Origin of the sequence: Nonomuraea sp. KM90, from assembly GCF_052246675.1 — a bacterium.
Classification (GTDB): domain Bacteria; phylum Actinomycetota; class Actinomycetes; order Streptosporangiales; family Streptosporangiaceae; genus Nonomuraea.
This window is the reverse complement of the sequence record NZ_JBQQCB010000064.1, coordinates 1-17,158: the sequence shown is the minus strand read 5'-3', so window position 1 is coordinate 17,158 and position 17,158 is coordinate 1. Positions and strand designations below refer to the sequence as shown.

Genomic DNA, 17,158 nt, shown 5'->3' with positions numbered 1-17,158 from the left:
TGTCCATACCAACAAACGTCAACGGTGCGACTGCCGGGAACGCGAAAAGGCGCGTGGTGCACCGCACCACGCGCCTGGGGACCGCTGTGACTAGATGGGCACGCCGGACTGCATGAGCCGCCGGGCGGCCTCGGTGATCGACCCCGACAACGACGGGTAGACCGCGAACGTGTGGGCCAGCTGGTCGACGGTCAGCCGCTGCTGCACCGCCACGGACACGGCCAGGATGAGCTCGGAGGCCCGGGGGGCCACGACCACGCCGCCCAGCACGATCCCGGTGTGCGGGCGGCAGAACAGCTTCACGAACCCGTCGTTGAACCCCTGCATCTTGGCCCGCGCGTTGGTGGCCAGCGGCAGCTTGACCACGTTCGCCTCGATCTCGCCGGCCTCGATGGCCCGCTGGGCGACGCCCACCGCCGCGATCTCCGGGTCGGTGAAGATGTTGGAGGCCACCGTGGCCAGCCGCAGCGGCTGCACGGCCTCCCCCAGCGCGTGCCACACCGCGATCCGGCCCTGCATGGCGGCGACGGAGGCGAGCATCAGCACGCCGGTGCAGTCGCCGGCCGCGTAGACCCCGGGCGCGGACGTGCGCGAGACCTTGTCCACCTTGATGAACCCGCCCCGGTCGAGCTGCACCCCGGCCTCCTCCAGGCCCATGCCGGAGGTGTTGGGGACCATGCCGACCGTCATCAGCGCGTGCGACCCCTCGGCCGTGCGCCCGTCCTCCAGCGTGACGACCACCCCGTGGGACGTGCGCTTGACGGAGGAGGCCCGGGAACGGCCCATGACGTTCATGCCGCGCCGCCGGTAGACCTCTTCGAGCACCTCGGCGCCGTCGGCGTCCTCGTTGGGCATCATCCGGTCCCGGCTGGAGACCAGCGTGACCTCCGACCCCAGCGAGCGGTAGGCGCCCGCGAACTCCGCCCCCGTCACCCCGGAGCCGACCACGATCAGGTGCTCGGGCAGCTCGTCCAGGTCGTAGAGCTGGCGCCAGTTGAGGATCCGCTCCCCGTCGGGCTCGGCCCCCGGCAACACGCGCGGCGTCGCCCCGGTGGCCACCAGCACGACGTCGGCCCTGATCGTGCGGTCCCCCGCCCGCACCACCTGCGGATCCACCAGCCGGCCGCGCGCGTTGACGATCTCGACGCCCTCGGCCTCGACCCGCGCCGCGATGTCGGCCGACTGGGCCTGGGCCAGCTCCTTGACCCGCTTGTTGACCAGTGGCAGGTCGACCCCGACCACCCCGGTGTCCCCGTCGGGCCCGCCGGAGAACGACACGCCCACGGAGGACGCGTCGAGCAGAGCCTGTTTGCGGACGGAGGTCGCGATCAGCGTCTTGGACGGCACGCAGTCAGTGAGCACGCACGCACCACCGGGGCCGTCCTGCTCGACCATCGTGACTTGCGCGCCTAGCTGGGCGGCCACCAGCGCCGCCTCGTAGCCGCCTGGTCCGCCGCCGATGATCACGATCCTCGTCACATGTTCCATTGTCCCGCACGACCGGCGTGAAGCTGCAACGGGGCCGTTCCCACGCCTCCGATGCCCCGGTCCGCCGGGACGATCGGGATCTGGGCGACGAAGTGTGACACGACGCCCTTACGCCCGGATCCGATGGACCGTCGCGGCCGTCCAGCGTGGCAGGATGGCGCGGTAGCTGGATGACGAAGACGCACCCGGCGAGAGGGGTGGATCGTGGCGTGGCCTTCTGATCGGTCGGGGAAGCCGAGTGACCTCAAACTCTATGGCGCGTACGGCACGAACATGGATCCGGAGCAGATGGCCATGCGTGCCCCCCATTCACCGATCTGGGGTGTGGGCTGGCTGCCGGGCTGGCGGCTGACGTTCGGCGGCATGGACCTGGCGTGGGAGGGCTCGATCGCCACGATCGTCGAGGATCCCGACGAGCACGTGTTCGTGGTCCTCTATGACGTGCCCGACTGGGAGGAGACCTCGCTCGACCAGTGGGAGGGCGCGGTGCGCGGCGCCTACCACAAGGTGCGGCTGCGGGTGCAGACCCTGGAGGGCGAGGTCGTGGCCTGGTTCTACGTGCTCGACGGCTACGAGGGCGGGCTGCCCTCGGCCCGCTACCTGGGCAGCCTGGCCGAGGCGGCCGAGCGGGCGGGCGCCCCCGACGACTACGTCAAGGAGCTGCGGGAGCGCCCCTGCACCTCGTTCGGCGGTTAACGCAGCGGCTCGTCCTTGGTCTCCTTGAGGACGAAGAGGTAGACCAGGAGGGAGACCAGCGCCAGCGCGGACATGTACCACGGGAAGAGCCCGGGGCTCTCCGCCTCCTGCAGCGCGGTGCCGATCAGCGGGGCGGTGCCGCCGAAGAGCGCCACGGTCAGCGAATACGGGAACCCGGCGCCCGCCGCCCGCACCCGGGTCGGGAAGAGCTCGGAGTTCACCGCGGCCGAGATCGAGGTGAAGCAGCCGAGGAAGACCATGCCGACGAGCTGCACGACCAGCAGGCTCCAGTAGGCGTCGGTGAGCAGGCCGAGCAGCGGCACGGGCAGGATGACGAACCCCAGCCCGAAGGTGATCAGCATCGGCCTGCGCCCGATCCGGTCCGACAACATGCCGAGCAGCGGCTGCAGGACCATGAAGAAGACCAGGCAGATGGTGCCGATCTGGAGCGAGTCCGCCTTGTCGAAGTCCACGGTGATCTGCGCGTACGTGGGCAGGAACGTGGTCCACGTGTAGTACGCGACCGTGCCGGCGATGGTGATGCCCACGATCGTCGCGGCCGACCTCGGATAGCTCCTGAGGAACTCGAACAGCTTGGGCCGCTGCGTCTCGCCCCGCTGGATCTCCTCCGCCACGGCCGAGGTCTCGTCGGCGCCCTTGCGGATCCACAGGCCCACGAGGCTGAGCAGGGCGCCCACGAAGAACGGGACGCGCCAGCCCCAGGAGTCCATGTCGGCCGTGACCAGCATCGTGGCCAGCAGGGCCGCCAGGCCGGTGGCGATGAGCTGGCCGATGGTGGTGCTGACGTACTGGAAGCTCGAGTAGAGGCCGCGGCGGCCCTTGGGCGCCGACTCCACGAGGAACGTGGTCGCGGCGGCGAACTCGCCGCCCACCGACAGGCCCTGGATGAGCCGGGCCACGGTGAGCATGACCGGGGCCAGCAGGCCGGCCGCCGTGTAGGTGGGGGTCAGGCCGACGAGCAGCGAGCCGACGCCCATGAGCACGATCGTGAACGTCATGGCGGACTTGCGCCCGTACCTGTCGGCGAAGGCGCCGACCAGCAGGCCGCCGAGCGGGCGCATGAAGAAGCCCACGGCGAAGACCGCGAAGGAGCTCAGCAACGGCACCAGGGGGTTGCCGGCGCTGGGCGGGAAGATCTGGACGGAGAAGAACGTCGCGAGGGCGCTGTAGGCGTACCAGTCGTACCATTCGACCACGTTGCCGATGCTGGCCGCCATGAGCTGGCGTACGCGGCTCTTGGGGATGCCGAGTGGGGAGTGTGCCACAGGGGTGGTGGCCACGTGGGCTCCTTTGCTGCCAGGTGCGGTGATGGCTTACTGTGCATTCGGAAGACCGAAACAGTCAAATGTCCGGACCAATATTTACAATCCCGACACAGAAACGGCCGCAGGTGGATGTTCTCGACCGGCGACTCGTCGCCGCCCTGCAAGTCAGCCCGCGCGCCTCGTGGGGCGAGATCGGCAGGGCCGTGGGCGAGCACGAGCGCACGGTCGCCCGGCGGTTGCAGCGGCTGATCTCGGAGGGGGTCGTCCGGGTCACGGCCATCTACGACGACCTGCGCACCGGGCACGGCCGCCCCGTGCACCTGCACGTCCAGGTACGCCCGGGGACGGCGGCACAGGTCGCCAAGGCGCTGGCCGACCGGCCGGACACGCGGTCGGTCTACTCCCTGACCGGCGCCGCGGACATCGGCTGCGAGCTGGTCTCCCCCTCGCGGGAGGACCTGCACCGCATCCTGTCCTCGCAGGTCTCCGACATCGACGGCGTCCTGCAGACGCAGACTCAAGTCGTGCTCCACACGTTCAGGACCGTGGCCGAGTGGCACGCTCCGTACCTCACCGAGCGGGAGGTCGCCGAGCTGCGGCCGGACCCGCTGCCGGAGTGCCTGCCCGACGAGGACGGCCTGTCACCTCTGGAGCAGGAGATCGCCGAGCTCCTCACCGCCGACGGCCGGATCGCCTTCACCGCGGTCGCCGAGCGGCTGGACATCTCCGTGCCGACCGCCCGCAGGCGGGTCACCTCGCTGATCGAGCGGCGGCTGCTGCTGCCGCGGGCGGAGGTGGAGCCCGCGCTGCTCGGCCTGGAGGTCGAGGCCATGTTGTGGCTGAAGGTCCGCCCTCACGGTCTCGACCTGGTCGGCCAGGAACTGGCAGCGCACCCGAACGTCCGTTACTGCGCCGCCACCACGGGCACGCATTCCCTCATCGTGCAGGTCGTGTCGGCGCACGAGGCGGACCTCTACCGGTTCATGACCGGCGTCGTCGGCCGGTTCGACGAGATCACCGACGTCGACCTCACCCTGATCACCCGCGCCTACAAGCGCGGCCACCTCCACAAGTCCGGACTGCTCACGTTGGACCACCGTTGGGAGAAAACGCCATGACACCCGCCGAACTGGAAGTCGCCGACCTGTGCGTCGAGCTGATCCGCGCCGACAGCAGCAACTACGGGGACGGCAGCGGCCCCGGCGAGCGGGCCGCGGCCGAGGTCGTCATGGCCAGGCTGTCCGAGGTCGGGATCGAGTCCACCTACATCGAGAGCGAGCCGGGCCGCGGCAACGTGATCACCCGCGTCGAGGGCACCGACCCGTCGCTGCCCGCCCTGCTCGTGCACGGCCACCTGGACGTCGTGCCGGCCAACGCCGCCGACTGGTCGGTGGACCCGTTCGCGGGCGAGGTGCGCGACGGCTACATCTGGGGCCGTGGCGCCGTGGACATGAAGGACATGGACGCGATGATGCTGGCGGTGCTGCGCCGCTTCAAGCGCGAGGGGCTCAGGCCGCGGCGCGACATGGTCTTCGCCTGGGTGGCCGACGAGGAGGCCGGCGGCGTGTACGGCGCGAAATACCTCACCGCCCACCACCCCGAGCTGTTCGAGGGCGTCACCGAGGCGATCAGCGAGGTCGGCGGCTACTCCCTGGAGGTGGACCCGTCCCTGCGGCTCTACCTGATCGAGACCGCCCAGAAGGGCCTGGCCTGGATGAAGCTGATCGCCGACGGCACGGCCGGGCACGGCTCGATGCTGAACGCCGACAACGCCGTCACCGAGGTCGCCAGGGCCGTGGCCAGGATCGGCGAGCACGACTGGCCGCTGACCTACACCCCCACCGTCCGCCAGTTCCTCACCGAGGTCGCCGACGCGTTCGGGATCCCGTTCGACGAGGACGACCCGCAGCCCGTCCTGGACAGGATCGGGCCGCTGGTCCGCTTCGTCGGCGCCACGCTGCGCAACACCACGAACCCGACCCAGCTCGGCGCCGGCTACAAGTCGAACGTCATCCCCGGCCAGGCCACGGCCGTGGTCGACGGGCGCTTTCTGCCGGGGTTCGAGGAGGAGTTCTTCAAGACCGTGGACGGGCTGCTCGGGCCGAAGGTGCGGCGCGAATTCATCCACCACGACATCGCGCTGGAGACCTCGTTCGACGGCGCCCTCGTGGAGTCGATGGTCGCGGCGCTCAAGGCCGAGGACCCGTCGGCGCGGGCGATCCCGTACTGCATGTCGGGCGGCACCGACAACAAGACGTTCTTCGCGGACCTGGGGGTGCGCGGGTTCGGGTTCGTGCCGCTGCGGCTCCCGGCGGACATGGACTTCGCCTCGATGTTCCACGGGGTGGACGAGCGGGTGCCGGTCGACGCGCTGCAGTTCGGGGTGCGGGTTCTGGACAGGCTCCTCCTAAACTACTGAGATGTGAGCAAAGACGCATACACCCTGGCCGACGAGTCCGCCGCGGCGCTGCGCAGCACCGCCGGGCTCGACACCTTCGAGGTGGCACTTGTCATGGGGTCGGGGTGGGTGCCCGCCGCCGACGCGATCGGCGAGACGGTGAGCGAGATCCCGTTCACCGACCTGCCGGGTTTCCGCGCCCCGGCCGTGGCGGGGCACGGCGGCAAGATCCGCGTCGTACGCACCTCGACCGGCCGGCACGCGCTGATCTTCCTCGGGCGTACCCACCTGTACGAGGGGCTCGGTGTGGACGCGGTCGTGCACGGCGTCCGCACGGCGGCCGCGGCCGGGGTCCGCACGATCGTGCTCACCAACGCGGCCGGCGGCCTGCGGCCCGAGACGCAGAACGTCGGCGACCCCGTCCTGATCAGCGACCACATCAACCTGACCGGCGCCAACCCGATCACCGGCACCACGTTCATCGACCTCACCGAGGTCTACTCGGGCCGCCTGCGCGCGCTGGTCCGCGAGATCGACCCGACCCTGGCCGAGGGCGTCTACGTGGCCTTCCGCGGCCCCACCTACGAGACGCCGGCCGAGATCCGCATGCTCCGCACGCTGGGCGGCGACATGGTCGGCATGTCCACCGTCCTGGAGGCCATCGCCGCCCGCGAGGCGGACATGGAGGTGCTCGGGATCTCCCTGGTCACCAACCCGGGCCCGGGCCTGTCCGGCGAGCCGCTCAACCACGAGGAGGTCCTGGAGGTGGGCCGGGCCACGGCCGCCCGCATGGGCGTGCTGCTGGCCAAGGTGGTGGACCGGCTGTGAGCCTGCTGCGGGAGGCGAACGAGTGGCTGGCGCAGGACCCCGACCCCGACACCCGGGCCGAGCTCTCCGAGCTGATCGAGCGCGAGGACCTGGCGGCCGTCCAGGACCGATTCGGGGCCAAGCTGGAGTTCGGCACGGCGGGGCTGCGCGGCGAGCTGGGCGCGGGCCCCAACCGGATGAACCGGGTGACCGTCATGCGGGCCGCCGCCGGCCTGGCCAAGGTGCTCGGGCCGGGCAAGCACGTGATCATCGGCTACGACGCCCGGCACAAGTCGGACGTGTTCGCCCGCGACACCGCTGCGGTGCTGACGGGAGCCGGGCTGCACGCGTCCCTGCTGCCGGGGCCGCTCCCCACGCCCGTGCTCGCCTTCGCCGTGCGGCACCTCGGCGCGGACGCCGGGGTGACGGTCACGGCCAGCCACAACCCGCCGCGCGACAACGGCTACAAGGTCTACTGGGGTGACGGCTCCCAAATCGTGCCGCCGCTGGACGCCGAGATCTCGGCCGCCATCGACGCCGTGGGCCGGGTGGACGAGCTGCCGCTGAACGGTCCCGGCACCCTGACGGAGCTGGGCGAGGGCATCGTCGACGACTACATCGACGCCGTGACGTCCCTGCCCCTGGGCGAGGACCGCGACCTGCGCGTGGCCTACACCCCGCTGCACGGGGTCGGCGCGGCCGTCCTGACCGGCGCCTTCCTGGCCGCCGGCTTCGAGAGCCCGATAGCGGTCGAGGAGCAGCGCGACCCCGACCCCGACTTCCCCACGGTCTCCTTCCCCAACCCGGAGGAGCCGGGGGCGATGGACCTGGCCACCGCCCTGGCCGCCAAGCTGGACGCGGACCTGGTCCTGGCCAACGACCCCGACGCCGACCGGTGCGCGGTGGGCGTGCCGCTGCCCGGCGGCGGCGTACGCATGCTGACCGGCGACGAGGTCGGCGGCCTGCTCGCCGAGCACGTGATCACGCACACCACCGGCGACCGCATGGTGTCCACCACCATCGTCTCCTCCACCCTGCTCGGCAAGATCGCCCGCGCGCACGGCATCCGGTACGGCGAGACGCTGACCGGCTTCAAGTGGATCATCAAGGCCGGTCCCGGGCTGGTGTTCGGCTACGAGGAGGCCATCGGCTACAGCGTCGGGTCCGACGCGGGCCTGCCGGTCAGGGACAAGGACGGGATCGGGGCGGCGCTGACGGTGGCGGGCATCGCGGCGACGGCCAAGCGCGACGGCCGTACGCTGCTGGACCTCCTGGACGACCAGGCCCGGCGCTACGGGCTGCACGCGACGTCGCAGCTGTCGTTCCGGGTGGCCGACCTGTCGCAGATCGCCGCCGCCATGTCCGGGCTGCGCGCCGACCCGCCCGCGACGCTCGGGGGCCTTGCGGTGGAGCGGGCCGACGACCTGACGAAGGGCGACGGGGGCCTGCCGCCGACCGACGGGCTGCGCTACCGCCTGTCGGGGGACGCCCGCGTGGTCGTACGTCCCTCGGGCACGGAGCCCAAGCTGAAGTGCTACCTGGAGGTCGTCGTCCCGGTGACGGGCACGCCGGCCGAGGCCAGGAGCCGCGCGGAGGAGCAGCTCGACGCCCTGAGAGCGGATCTGGCGGCGCGGCTGGCACTCTAGCGGGATGGAGACGTTCGAGGACTTCATGGCCCGGATCGGGCCGGACCCGGCGGTGACGGGGGTGGTGCTGAGCGGCTCCCAGGCCCGCGAAGGCACCGCCACCGCCCACGCGCGGGCGGCCGGGCACGGGGACGTGCTGGATTCCTGGGGGGAGGACCTGGCGTTCATGCGCGGCGCGTGAGCCCACGAGCTGTTGTTCCCTGCGTGCCGCCATCCTGGACCCGACCTCGGCACTGACCATCCGTCCGGCCGGCCACGGAGCGCCGCCACCACATTGCGGACCCGCAAGCCCTTCGGCGCGAACAAGGAGCCCGTCGCGAAGACGATCACGATGGTCGGATCCGTGAAGTGGCGCAGCGGCCGCGACGTGCCCGGGCGGCGGCAGGTGGCGGATCGGGCAGCGGGACCTGGGGCGCGGGTCCCGCTGCCCGAGGGGTCAGGCCAGGCGGAACTGCAGGTCGGTGTCCCAGTTGTTCATGTCGGGCTCGACCATCGGGTTCGTGTTGTAGAGCTCCAGACGGCAGCCCCAGTGCTCCACGCCGTCCTTGTCGGTCATGTCCCACTCCAGGCCCTGCTCGCCGGCCCACTTCAGCAGGGACTCGATGACGCCGGCGAGCTGGTCGAGGTGGCCGTGGTGGGAGACGGCGACGTAGCGGCCGGCGGGCAGTGTGCCGGGGAGGATGTCACCCTCGCCCTCCACCGGCGTGGCGACCGGCACCCCGGCCTCCACCACCAACCGGTCGTTGGCCATGTCAATGCTGTGGTACCTCAGGAACGGCGCCCCCGCGGGGGCGATGCCGCGCTCGGCCAGCCAGCCGATGATCTCACCGATGCGGTCCGCGACGAGGCCGAAGGTGGTCATGGTGATGGTACGGCGCACCCCGGCGTACGGACGTTCGGCGAATTCGACGATCTGTGGCATGTTGTGTTGCCTCCTTCATCCCTCAGTACGGAGCGCGGCCTCGAAACTCATCGGCAGCCCGAACAACGGGAACAACCCGGGATCGAGATAAGTGGTCTCCCCCACGATCAGCCCCCCGGCCACCTCCATGACGACCAGGGCGAACGGCTCCCCGTTGAGATACTGCCCGAAGGCCGGGCAGCCGTTGGCCCGCGTCGGCAGCAGACGGGACCCGGCGCAGGGCGCGCCCGAGGCGAGCAGGACCGCCCGGATGTCCGAGCGCCCCCGCAACCACCACGTGAACGGCGGCATGGACGACGTCGCGTCCTCGTGCAGCAGCGACACCAGCGTGTCCACGTCGTAGCGCTCGAACGCCGACACGTACCGGGCCAGCAGCCCCTCGTCCACCTCGGCGTCGAGCGGGGCCGTCGCCGGGAGGCGGGTCCGCGCGCGTTGCAGGGCGCTGTTGACCGAGGTGACCGTGGTGGCCAGCAGGTCGGCGGTCTCGGCGGCGCTCCACTTCAGCACGTCGCGGAGGATGAGGACGGCGCGCTGCCGGGGCGGCAGGTGCTGCAGGGCCGCCACGAACGCCAGGCGCACCGTCTCCCTGGAGACGGCCAGGTCGGCGGGGTCGAGGACGCGGGCGTCGGGCACGGGCTGGACCCAGCGGCTCTCCGGGAGCGGCACGCCCAGCTCGGCCCCGGGGACGGCGGCGGGGCCGAGGTCCATGGCGCGGGCGCGGCGCTGCGGGCCCCTGAGCATGTCGAGGCAGATGTTCGTGGCCAGGTGGAACAGCCACGGGCGCAGCGGCCCGCGGCCGGGGTCGTACGTGCGCCACGCCCTGACGAACGCCTCCTGCACCGCGTCCTCGGCCTCGAACCCGGAGCCGAGCATGCGGTAGCAGTAGCCGGTCAGCTCGGCCCGGTGCGCTTCCAGCTCCATGTCAGCTCACTTCGATCTGCAGCTCGGTCACCCACTCGTCCCGGTTGTCCGGGCAGTGCAGGGAGATCTCCCTGGCCAGGTCGCGGGAGCGGCGGCCGTTCTCCTCGATCCAGTGGGCCAGCGCCTGGAACGTCGGCCCCACGTCCTCCATCGACCCGTGGTGGATGATCGTCGCGGCCGTCTCGACGGCGGGCAGGTCGACCACCTCGAAGTCGTGGCCGCCGGGCGCCACGTTCACCGGCAGGCAGGCGTGCACCATGATCGAGCCGTCGGCCTCCTCCCGGTAGTGGGCGATGCCGGGCCCGGCGATCCGGACGCAGGCGGCCGCCACCCGCCGGCAGAGCTCCTCGAACAGGGGGCCGATGACCGGCCCGATGTCCTCGCCCTGGTAACTGGCCGCCCTGGCGGCGAGCTGGGCGACGCGGACGGGCTCGACCCGCTTCAGCACGACCTCCGCCGTACGCATGTGCCCCTCCGTCTCGATCGTACGCAGCCGCGCCTCGACGCTCCGCAGCCTGGCCAGGTCGGCGCTGATCCGGGCCTCGAGCTCGGCGCGGCGCAGGCGCACCATGCCGTGCAGCTCCTCGGTGCTCACCTTCTCGTCGAGGATCGCCCTGACCTGCTCCAGCGTGAAGCCGAGATCCTTGATCGCGACGATGCGGTTGAGCCGGGCAAGCTGTTCGGCCTGGTAGGAGCGGTATCCGGTGGCCGGGTCCACGTGCGCGGGGCGCAGCAGGCCGATGGCGTCGTAGTGGCGCAGCATGCGTACGGACACCAGCCCCAGCCTGGCGAAGTCTCCGATGCTGAACATGTCCTCCCCAGGTCTAGCGCCTGACACCGTGTCAGGGTCAACCTATGGCGGTTTCTCATATCTTGGGGTATTTTCGGGTTAAAGCGGGCGACCGAACGTTCGGTAGGAGTCCATGACCAACGACGCCGGCGAGCGGATCAGGACGGCGGCGGTGCTGCTGTTCGCCCGCCAGGGCTACGCCGCCACGAGCATCAGAGACCTCGGCAAGGCGGTCAACATGACCAACGCCGGGATCTATCACCACGTCACCAGCAAGGAAGCCCTGCTGGCCGACCTCATGCGGGTGGCCCAGCGCGGGCTGATCGAGGCCACGGAGCGCATGCTGGCCCCGTACGAACGCCCCGCCGACCGCCTCTCCCTGCTCATCAGCTCGCTCACCGCCATCCACGCCCGCAACCCCATGACCACCCGCGTCATGGACGGCGAGCTGCGCTCCCTCACCCCCGGCTCCGCCGCCCACGACGAGATCATCACCCTGCGCGACGCGTACGAGGCCCACTGGAAGGACGCGCTGGCCGACGGGGTCGCCGAGGGCACGTTCCGCCTCGCCGACCAGCGGCTGACCCGGCTCGCCCTGATGTCCATGTGCACCGGCACCAGCGAGTGGTACCGCCCCGACGGGGACTCCACGCTGGAGCAGGTGTGCGCCGAGTTCGTCACGATCGGCCTGGCCGCCGTCCGCGCCCCGGCCCAGGTCGTCGCGACCGCCGATCCCTCCCTGCTGCCCGAATTCCCCTGGGAGCCGCCGGATGCACGACACGATCCCCGACCTGATGAGGCACGCCGCTAGCACGTACGGCGACCGCGAGTTCCTTCGCTTCCCCGACACCTCCCTGACCTTCGCCGCCGCCGACGAACGCTCCGACCGGCTGGCCGGAGCCCTGATCGACAAGGGCGTACGCCCGGGCGACCGGGTGGCGATCATGATGGACAACGTGCCCGGCTGGCCGCTGAGCTGGCTGGCGATCCTCAAGGCGGGCGCGATCACCGTGCCGGTGAACGTCCGCTACCGGGCCGCCGACCTGGAGCACGTCCTGCGCGACTCGGGCGCCGTGGCCACCGTCACGACCGCCGAGCACGCCCCGCACCTTCCCGGCACGGTGCACCTCCTGGACGCCCTGAAGGACGGAACCCCCCGCCCCACCGCACCGGCCAATCCCGATGATGTGGCGAATTTTCAGTACACGTCGGGCACCACGGGCTTCCCCAAAGCCTGCATGCTCACCCACGACTACTGGCTCAGGACCGCCCGGATCGCCGCCGACCAGGTACGCCTGCGCGACGACGACGTCTTCATGATCGCGCAGGCGTACTCGTACATGGACCCCCAGTGGGTCACCCTCCTCTGCCTCCTCGGCGGCATCCCCCTCGTGGTGCTCCCCCGCTTCTCCGCCTCCGGCTTCTGGGCCTCGGCCAGGGAGCACGGGGCGACGCTGACGTACGTGCTGGGCACGATGCCCCTCCTGATGCACAAGCAGCCGCCCCACCCGCACGACCGCGACAACCGCATGCGCGTGGTGCTGTGCTCCGGCATCCAGCCGGACCTGCACCGCACGTTCGAGGAGCGCTGGGGGACCCCCTGGCGGGAGCTGTACGGCTCCACGGAGAGCGGCCCCGACCTGGTGGTGCCCCTCGACGCGGAGGAGACGGTCGGCACCGGCGCCATGGGCCTGGCGCCGCCCGGCAAGGAGGTGGAGCTCGCCGCGGAGACCGGCGAGATCCTGGTCAGGGGCGTGCCCATGATGAAGGGCTACTGGAACCACCCGGAGGCCACCGCCCACGCCTTCAGGGACGGCTGGTACCACACGGGCGACCTGGGCTTCCGCGACTCACACGGCTACATCCACCACGCCGGGCGGATCAAGGACATGGTGCGCAGGGGCGGCGAGAACATCTCCTGCGCCGAGGTGGAGAGCGTGCTCGCCCGGCACCCGGCCGTCCTGTCGGCGGCCCTGGTGCCGATCCCGGACGAGCTGTTCGGCGAGCTGCCCAAGGCGTTCCTCCAGCTCCGCCCCGGCCACGCCGCCACCCCCGAGACCGCGAAGAGCGTGATCGAGCACGCCAGGGAGCGCCTGGCCCGCTTCAAGATCCCGGCGTACGTCGAGTTCGTCGAGGAGTTCCCGCTGACCCCGTCGGCCCGCGTCGAGAAGCGCCACCTCCTCCCACCCGGGCGCGACCAGCGCGCCGCCCCAGCCATCCCGGTCGACAAGGAGCAGAAATGATCGACGTGACCGTACGCGACGAGGTGGCCCTGATCACGCTCGCCCGCCCCGACAAGCTCAACGCCCTCACCGCCGCCATGCGCGCGGACCTGGCGGCGGCCATCCGCGAGCACGGCGGCAGCGCCAGAGGCATCGTGGTCACCGGCACCGGACGGGCGTTCTCGGCCGGCGAGGACATCCACCAGGCCGTCGGCCGGTCGCTGGTCGAGGAGGTGGAGCTCTTCCACGACATGACCAGGGCCGTGCTGGAGACGCGGGTGCCGGTGGTGGCCGCGGTCAACGGCCTGGCCGTGGGCGGTGCCGCCGAGTGGACGCTCTGCTTCGACACCCGCATCGGCACACCGGCGACGGAGTATTTCCTCCCGGAGAACCACATCGGCCTGTCGATCTCGAACGCCGCCAGTTACCTGCTCCCCCGCCTGGTGGGCGCGAGATCGCTGCGGCTGGTGCTCGACTCGACCCGCATGAGCGCCGAGCAGGCCGTGGCCGTCGGCCTGCTGGACGAGATCGTGGCCCCGGAGGAGCTGGTGGAGTCGGCGATCGCCCGCGTGCGCCACTGGACCGCCCCCGGCACGGCCACGGCCGTCCACCTCGCCCTGCTGCGCCCGCCGCTGGCGGAGGTCGAGCGGGCCTTCCAGGTGGAGACGGAGGCGGCCAAGCAGGTGGAGGCGTCGGGCATCGCCCAGGCCGGGATGTCGAGGTTCGTCAACAGGGCTAGGGGATGACGACGGCCGCGAGAACCAGCGCCACCCCCACCACCAGCACCGCGATCGCGTCGTAGGACCAGCTCACCCGGGCCGGCGCCGCCTCCTCACCGCGGCGCCGGGCCGACTCGGCGCGCTCGCGGATCTGGTCGCCCACCCAGTCGGCGTGCGTCTTGCCCGCGAACGCCTCCGCCGCCGCCTGCTCGCCCTTCGACAGCGTCGGCTCGGTCTTGTAGCGCCCCCGCTGCGGGGTGGTGGTGCCGCGCCGCTGCGCCTTGGCCCGCTCGCGCGCGCTGCTCATCGGCGTCCACAACCGCAGCACCTGCCCGTCGCCGTGGTGGATGTTGACGGAGTGGGACACCGTGACGTCCTCGATCGTGGCCCACGGCAGGAACGTGGTGCGGAACGGGTTGCGCCCCACCAGCCCCGCCTCCGTGAAGACGGTGGCGGGGCGCAGCGCGACCGTGTAGACCAGCGCCGTCAGCATCCCGAGCACGGCCAGCGCCACCAGCGACGCCTTGCCGCTGTAGCGGGCGGTCAGGTCCCAGACGTTGAGCGCGACGAAACCCAGCCACACCCAGCCCAGGACGAATGCGGTCCTGGAGCGGTAGACCTGCTTCACGGCTGCCACTTGATCTGGGCGAACCCCGGCTTGATCACGCCGTTGATCAGCGCCAGCCGCTCGTCGAACGGGATGAACGCCGACTTCATCGCGTTGACCGCGAACCACTGCAGGTCGTCCCAGCCGTAGCCGAACGTCTCGACCAGCTTGTGGAACTCCAGCGACGTGCTGGTCGAGCTCATCAGCCGGTTGTCGGTGTTGACCGTGACCCGGAAGTGCAGCCGCCGCAGCAGCCCGATGGGGTGCTCGGCGATCGACGCCGCGGCCCCGGTCTGCAGGTTGGAGGTGGGGCACATCTCCAGCGGGATCCGCTTGTCGCGGACGTACGCCGCCAGCCGCCCCAGCTTCGCGGACCCGTCGTCGGCCACGGAGATGTCGTCGATGATGCGCACGCCGTGGCCCAGCCGGTCGGCGCCGCACCACTGGATGGCCTGCCAGATCGACGGCAGCCCGAACGCCTCGCCGGCGTGGATGGTGAAGTGGGCGTTCTCCCGCTGCAGGTATTCGAACGCGTCAAGATGCCTGGTGGGCGGGTAGCCGGCCTCGGCCCCCGCGATGTCGAACCCCACCACGCCGCCGTCGCGGTAGCGCACCGCGAGCTCGGCGATCTCCCTGGAGCGCGCCTGGTGCCGCATGGCCGTGAGCAGCGTGCCCACCCGGATGCCGCGGCCCGCCGAGCCCTGCCCGAACCCTTCGAGCACCGCCTCCACCACCTGGTCGAGGCTCAGCCCCAGGGTGGTGTGCTGCTCGGGCGCGAAGCGCACCTCGGCGTAGACGACGCCGTCGTCGGCCAGGTCTTCCGCGCACTCGGCGGCCACGCGCACGAGCGACTCGCGGGTCTGCATGACGGCGACCGTGTGGTCGAACGTCTCCAGGTAGCGTTCGAGCGACCCCGAGTCCGACGCCTCCTCGAACCACAGGCGCAGGTTGTCGGGATCGTGGGTGGGCAGCCGGCCGTAGTCGGTCTCCCGGGCCAGCTCGACGATCGTCTCGGCGCGGAGCCCGCCGTCGAGATGATCGTGCAGCAACACCTTGGGAGCCCGCCGGATCTGGTCAAGGGTGGGGCTCATCTGGCCATGATATGAGCCCCGTCCAGCCCTCCCGCCATGACGCGGCCCGGCTCCGCCGGCGAGGGCTCAATCCCGTCCGGCGCTCTCCGGCGAGAACGCGGGCAGGCACACGGCGATGTATTCGGCGCCCTCGGGCCCGACGCTGTAGCGGACCTTCTCGCCCGGCGACGTCACCACGGACTGCCCGGCCTCGACGCGCGTACTGCCCTCGGCGTGCTCCACGATCACCGTGCCGCGCAGGACCACGGTGTACTCGGTGAACGACGGCGTCTGCGCCGGCTCCTCCCAGCCCGGCGGAGCGGTCATGTGGGCGATGGAGATCTCCTCGTCGCCACTGCTGACGCGGCCCACGTGCTCGTCGATGAGCTTGCCGCCGGGTACGGGGATGCGGGCCGGGCCCTCGATCTTTCTCACCACGACGTCAGTGTGCCACGTCGAGGACCAGGCGGTTCGGCGAGCCCTGCTCCGTGACCCGGAACGCGGACCGCCGGGCCAGCACCAGACCGATGCCGACGCGGCCCTCGAAGTCGCCGGTCCTGACGACGTCGGTCAGGTTGTCCAGGCTCGCCGGGTAGATGGGGCCGCCGTGCCAGGTGGGCACGCCCTCATCGTCGTGGGCGTTGGCGGGGAAGAGCGTGAGCTGCAGGTAGGCGCCGCCGCGCACGTCGATGGGCTTGCCCGAGCCGTCCTGTACGAGCTCGTCCATCCATTTCACGGTGTATCCGGGGATGCCGCCCTTGAGGTCCACGACCAGCCGGTCGTACGTGCCGTGGGCGGCGTATCGCACGGCCGTCACGACCGCGGGCTCGATGCCGTCGCGGTTGACCTCCACCTCGGCGGTGCTGGTCGGGGTGCCGGGCTCGGTGGCCGTTGCCGTCCCCGGACCTGTTTCCGGGCCTGTTTCGGTCGCCGGAGGCGAGTCCGGCAGGGTGGCCTGCTGGGCGGTGCCGCAGGCGGTCAGCACGGCGAGGCAGGCGAGCGGGACGGCCGCGCGGGCGCGCGACGGCCGGCCGCGGCGGTGCGGGGATGACGGGCGCATGCCCGGTAGATGCCCAGCCCACGGGCCTGCAAGCGGTGTGGCGGCGGATCGGTACGGGGTTTCGTGGGCCTTCCATCGGACCGCGGGCGACCTCTACCCTGATCAGTCCACAAGGAGTCATATACGTGATCAAATCGAACGATTTATCGATTTTTCTGGCTAATTACGGGCCTTCGTTCGCCCGCACCGCGTACCTGCTGACCGGCGACCCGGACCGCGCCCGCGACCTGGCGATCGAGTCGCTGGTCACGGTCTGCCGCCGCTGGTCCTCGGTCCGCTGGAACCACCCGGCGCACGCGGTGCTGCGCGAGCTGTACGGCCGCTACCAGTCCGTACGGGTGCCGGCGCCGCGGGAGCCCGGGGCGTACCTGCTCGGCGACCTGCCGCCGAAGGCCAGGGCCGCCGTCGTCGCGCGCTTCCACGACGGGCTGCCCCCGCACCAGGCGGCGGCGGTCACGGGCCTGTGGATCGCGGTCCTGGACAAGGAGCTCCACCAGGCCCGCGCCCACCTCCAGGCCACCCACCC

Annotated in this window: 18 protein-coding genes and 1 pseudogene; 10 read left to right on the top strand and 9 right to left on the bottom strand. The window is 71.4% G+C overall.

Annotated features, from left to right (window positions below; genetic code table 11):
• Window positions 1-90: 90 nt before the first annotated feature.
• Window positions 91-1,479 carry an NAD(P)H-quinone dehydrogenase gene (locus tag ACTWPW_RS40110; protein WP_375116228.1) on the bottom strand — a complete coding sequence of 463 codons (1,389 nt, stop codon included), beginning with the start codon at window positions 1,477-1,479 and terminating at the stop codon, window positions 91-93.
• A 213-nt stretch (window positions 1,480-1,692) separates the two neighbouring features.
• Between ACTWPW_RS40110 and ACTWPW_RS40105 the strand changes: the two genes are divergently transcribed.
• Window positions 1,693-2,184, top strand: a complete 492-nt coding sequence (locus ACTWPW_RS40105) for a gamma-glutamylcyclotransferase (RefSeq protein ID WP_364112574.1) — start codon at window positions 1,693-1,695, stop codon at window positions 2,182-2,184.
• On the opposite strand, the gene ACTWPW_RS40100 is transcribed toward ACTWPW_RS40105, so the two are convergent.
• The gene (locus ACTWPW_RS40100; RefSeq protein WP_375116227.1) at window positions 2,181-3,485 is read right to left on the bottom strand and encodes an MFS transporter; all 1,305 of its coding nucleotides are present in this window, start codon (window positions 3,483-3,485) and stop codon (window positions 2,181-2,183) included. The genes ACTWPW_RS40105 and ACTWPW_RS40100 overlap by 4 nt on opposite strands.
• Before the next feature lie 110 nt (window positions 3,486-3,595).
• Between ACTWPW_RS40100 and ACTWPW_RS40095 the strand changes: the two genes are divergently transcribed.
• Genes ACTWPW_RS40095 through ACTWPW_RS40075 form a run of 5 tightly spaced genes read left to right on the top strand, consistent with a single transcriptional unit; the run spans window position 3,596 to window position 8,502 of the window.
• Window positions 3,596-4,588 carry an Lrp/AsnC family transcriptional regulator gene (locus ACTWPW_RS40095; RefSeq protein WP_375116226.1) on the top strand — a complete coding sequence of 331 codons (993 nt, stop codon included), beginning with the start codon at window positions 3,596-3,598 and terminating at the stop codon, window positions 4,586-4,588.
• Entirely contained in the window at window positions 4,585-5,889 is a 1,305-nt protein-coding gene (locus tag ACTWPW_RS40090; protein WP_375116225.1) for a M20/M25/M40 family metallo-hydrolase, read from the top strand. The genes ACTWPW_RS40095 and ACTWPW_RS40090 overlap by 4 nt, the downstream gene beginning before the upstream one ends.
• A gap of 3 nt (window positions 5,890-5,892) precedes the next feature.
• Window positions 5,893-6,696 (top strand): purine-nucleoside phosphorylase, encoded by an 804-nt coding sequence (locus ACTWPW_RS40085; RefSeq protein WP_443171746.1) that lies wholly within the window; start codon window positions 5,893-5,895, stop codon window positions 6,694-6,696.
• Window positions 6,693-8,321, top strand: a complete 1,629-nt coding sequence (locus ACTWPW_RS40080) for a phospho-sugar mutase (protein ID WP_443171745.1) — start codon at window positions 6,693-6,695, stop codon at window positions 8,319-8,321. Before ACTWPW_RS40085 ends, ACTWPW_RS40080 begins: the two co-directional genes overlap by 4 nt.
• Window positions 8,322-8,325: 4 nt before the next feature.
• Entirely contained in the window at window positions 8,326-8,502 is a 177-nt protein-coding gene (locus tag ACTWPW_RS40075) for a hypothetical protein (RefSeq protein WP_443171744.1), read from the top strand.
• Between the two features lie 255 nt (window positions 8,503-8,757).
• On the opposite strand, the gene ACTWPW_RS40070 is transcribed toward ACTWPW_RS40075, so the two are convergent.
• The 3 genes from ACTWPW_RS40070 to ACTWPW_RS40060 are packed head-to-tail and all read right to left on the bottom strand — an operon-like array spanning window position 8,758 to window position 10,975.
• Window positions 8,758-9,243: a GyrI-like domain-containing protein gene (locus tag ACTWPW_RS40070; protein WP_443171743.1), complete on the bottom strand. Its 486-nt coding sequence runs from the start codon at window positions 9,241-9,243 to the stop codon at window positions 8,758-8,760.
• Between the two features lie 15 nt (window positions 9,244-9,258).
• Window positions 9,259-10,164 carry a sigma-70 family RNA polymerase sigma factor gene (locus ACTWPW_RS40065; protein ID WP_443171742.1) on the bottom strand — a complete coding sequence of 302 codons (906 nt, stop codon included), beginning with the start codon at window positions 10,162-10,164 and terminating at the stop codon, window positions 9,259-9,261.
• A 1-nt stretch (window position 10,165) separates the two neighbouring features.
• The gene (locus ACTWPW_RS40060; RefSeq protein WP_443171741.1) at window positions 10,166-10,975 is read right to left on the bottom strand and encodes a MerR family transcriptional regulator; all 810 of its coding nucleotides are present in this window, start codon (window positions 10,973-10,975) and stop codon (window positions 10,166-10,168) included.
• A 112-nt stretch (window positions 10,976-11,087) separates the two neighbouring features.
• Between ACTWPW_RS40060 and ACTWPW_RS40055 the strand changes: the two genes are divergently transcribed.
• From ACTWPW_RS40055 to ACTWPW_RS40045, 3 genes are read left to right on the top strand one after another with little or no spacing between them, the layout of a single operon-like run.
• On the top strand, window positions 11,088-11,765 hold the full coding sequence (locus tag ACTWPW_RS40055; RefSeq protein WP_375116218.1) for a TetR/AcrR family transcriptional regulator: 678 nt from the start codon (window positions 11,088-11,090) through the stop codon (window positions 11,763-11,765).
• Window positions 11,725-13,197 (top strand): AMP-binding protein, encoded by a 1,473-nt coding sequence (locus ACTWPW_RS40050; protein WP_375116217.1) that lies wholly within the window; start codon window positions 11,725-11,727, stop codon window positions 13,195-13,197. Before ACTWPW_RS40055 ends, ACTWPW_RS40050 begins: the two co-directional genes overlap by 41 nt.
• Window positions 13,194-13,922: an enoyl-CoA hydratase/isomerase family protein gene (locus tag ACTWPW_RS40045; RefSeq protein WP_375116216.1), complete on the top strand. Its 729-nt coding sequence runs from the start codon at window positions 13,194-13,196 to the stop codon at window positions 13,920-13,922. The genes ACTWPW_RS40050 and ACTWPW_RS40045 overlap by 4 nt, the downstream gene beginning before the upstream one ends.
• On the opposite strand, the gene ACTWPW_RS40040 is transcribed toward ACTWPW_RS40045, so the two are convergent.
• From ACTWPW_RS40040 to ACTWPW_RS40025, 4 genes are all read right to left on the bottom strand, one after another.
• Window positions 13,912-14,523, bottom strand: coding sequence for a PH domain-containing protein (locus ACTWPW_RS40040; RefSeq protein ID WP_375116215.1), 612 nt, complete (start codon window positions 14,521-14,523; stop codon window positions 13,912-13,914). The genes ACTWPW_RS40045 and ACTWPW_RS40040 overlap by 11 nt on opposite strands.
• The gene (locus ACTWPW_RS40035; RefSeq protein WP_375116214.1) at window positions 14,520-15,593 is read right to left on the bottom strand and encodes an adenosine deaminase; all 1,074 of its coding nucleotides are present in this window, start codon (window positions 15,591-15,593) and stop codon (window positions 14,520-14,522) included. The genes ACTWPW_RS40040 and ACTWPW_RS40035 overlap by 4 nt, the downstream gene beginning before the upstream one ends.
• Window positions 15,594-15,659: 66 nt before the next feature.
• Window positions 15,660-16,010 carry a cupin domain-containing protein gene (locus ACTWPW_RS40030; RefSeq protein ID WP_375116213.1) on the bottom strand — a complete coding sequence of 117 codons (351 nt, stop codon included), beginning with the start codon at window positions 16,008-16,010 and terminating at the stop codon, window positions 15,660-15,662.
• A 4-nt stretch (window positions 16,011-16,014) separates the two neighbouring features.
• Window positions 16,015-16,632, bottom strand: a complete 618-nt coding sequence (locus ACTWPW_RS40025; RefSeq protein ID WP_375116212.1) for an AMIN-like domain-containing (lipo)protein — start codon at window positions 16,630-16,632, stop codon at window positions 16,015-16,017.
• Window positions 16,633-16,757: 125 nt separating this feature from the next.
• On the opposite strand from ACTWPW_RS40025, the pseudogene ACTWPW_RS40020 reads away from it, so the two are divergent.
• Window positions 16,758-17,158, top strand: a pseudogene (locus tag ACTWPW_RS40020) (hypothetical protein); the annotation flags it as partial.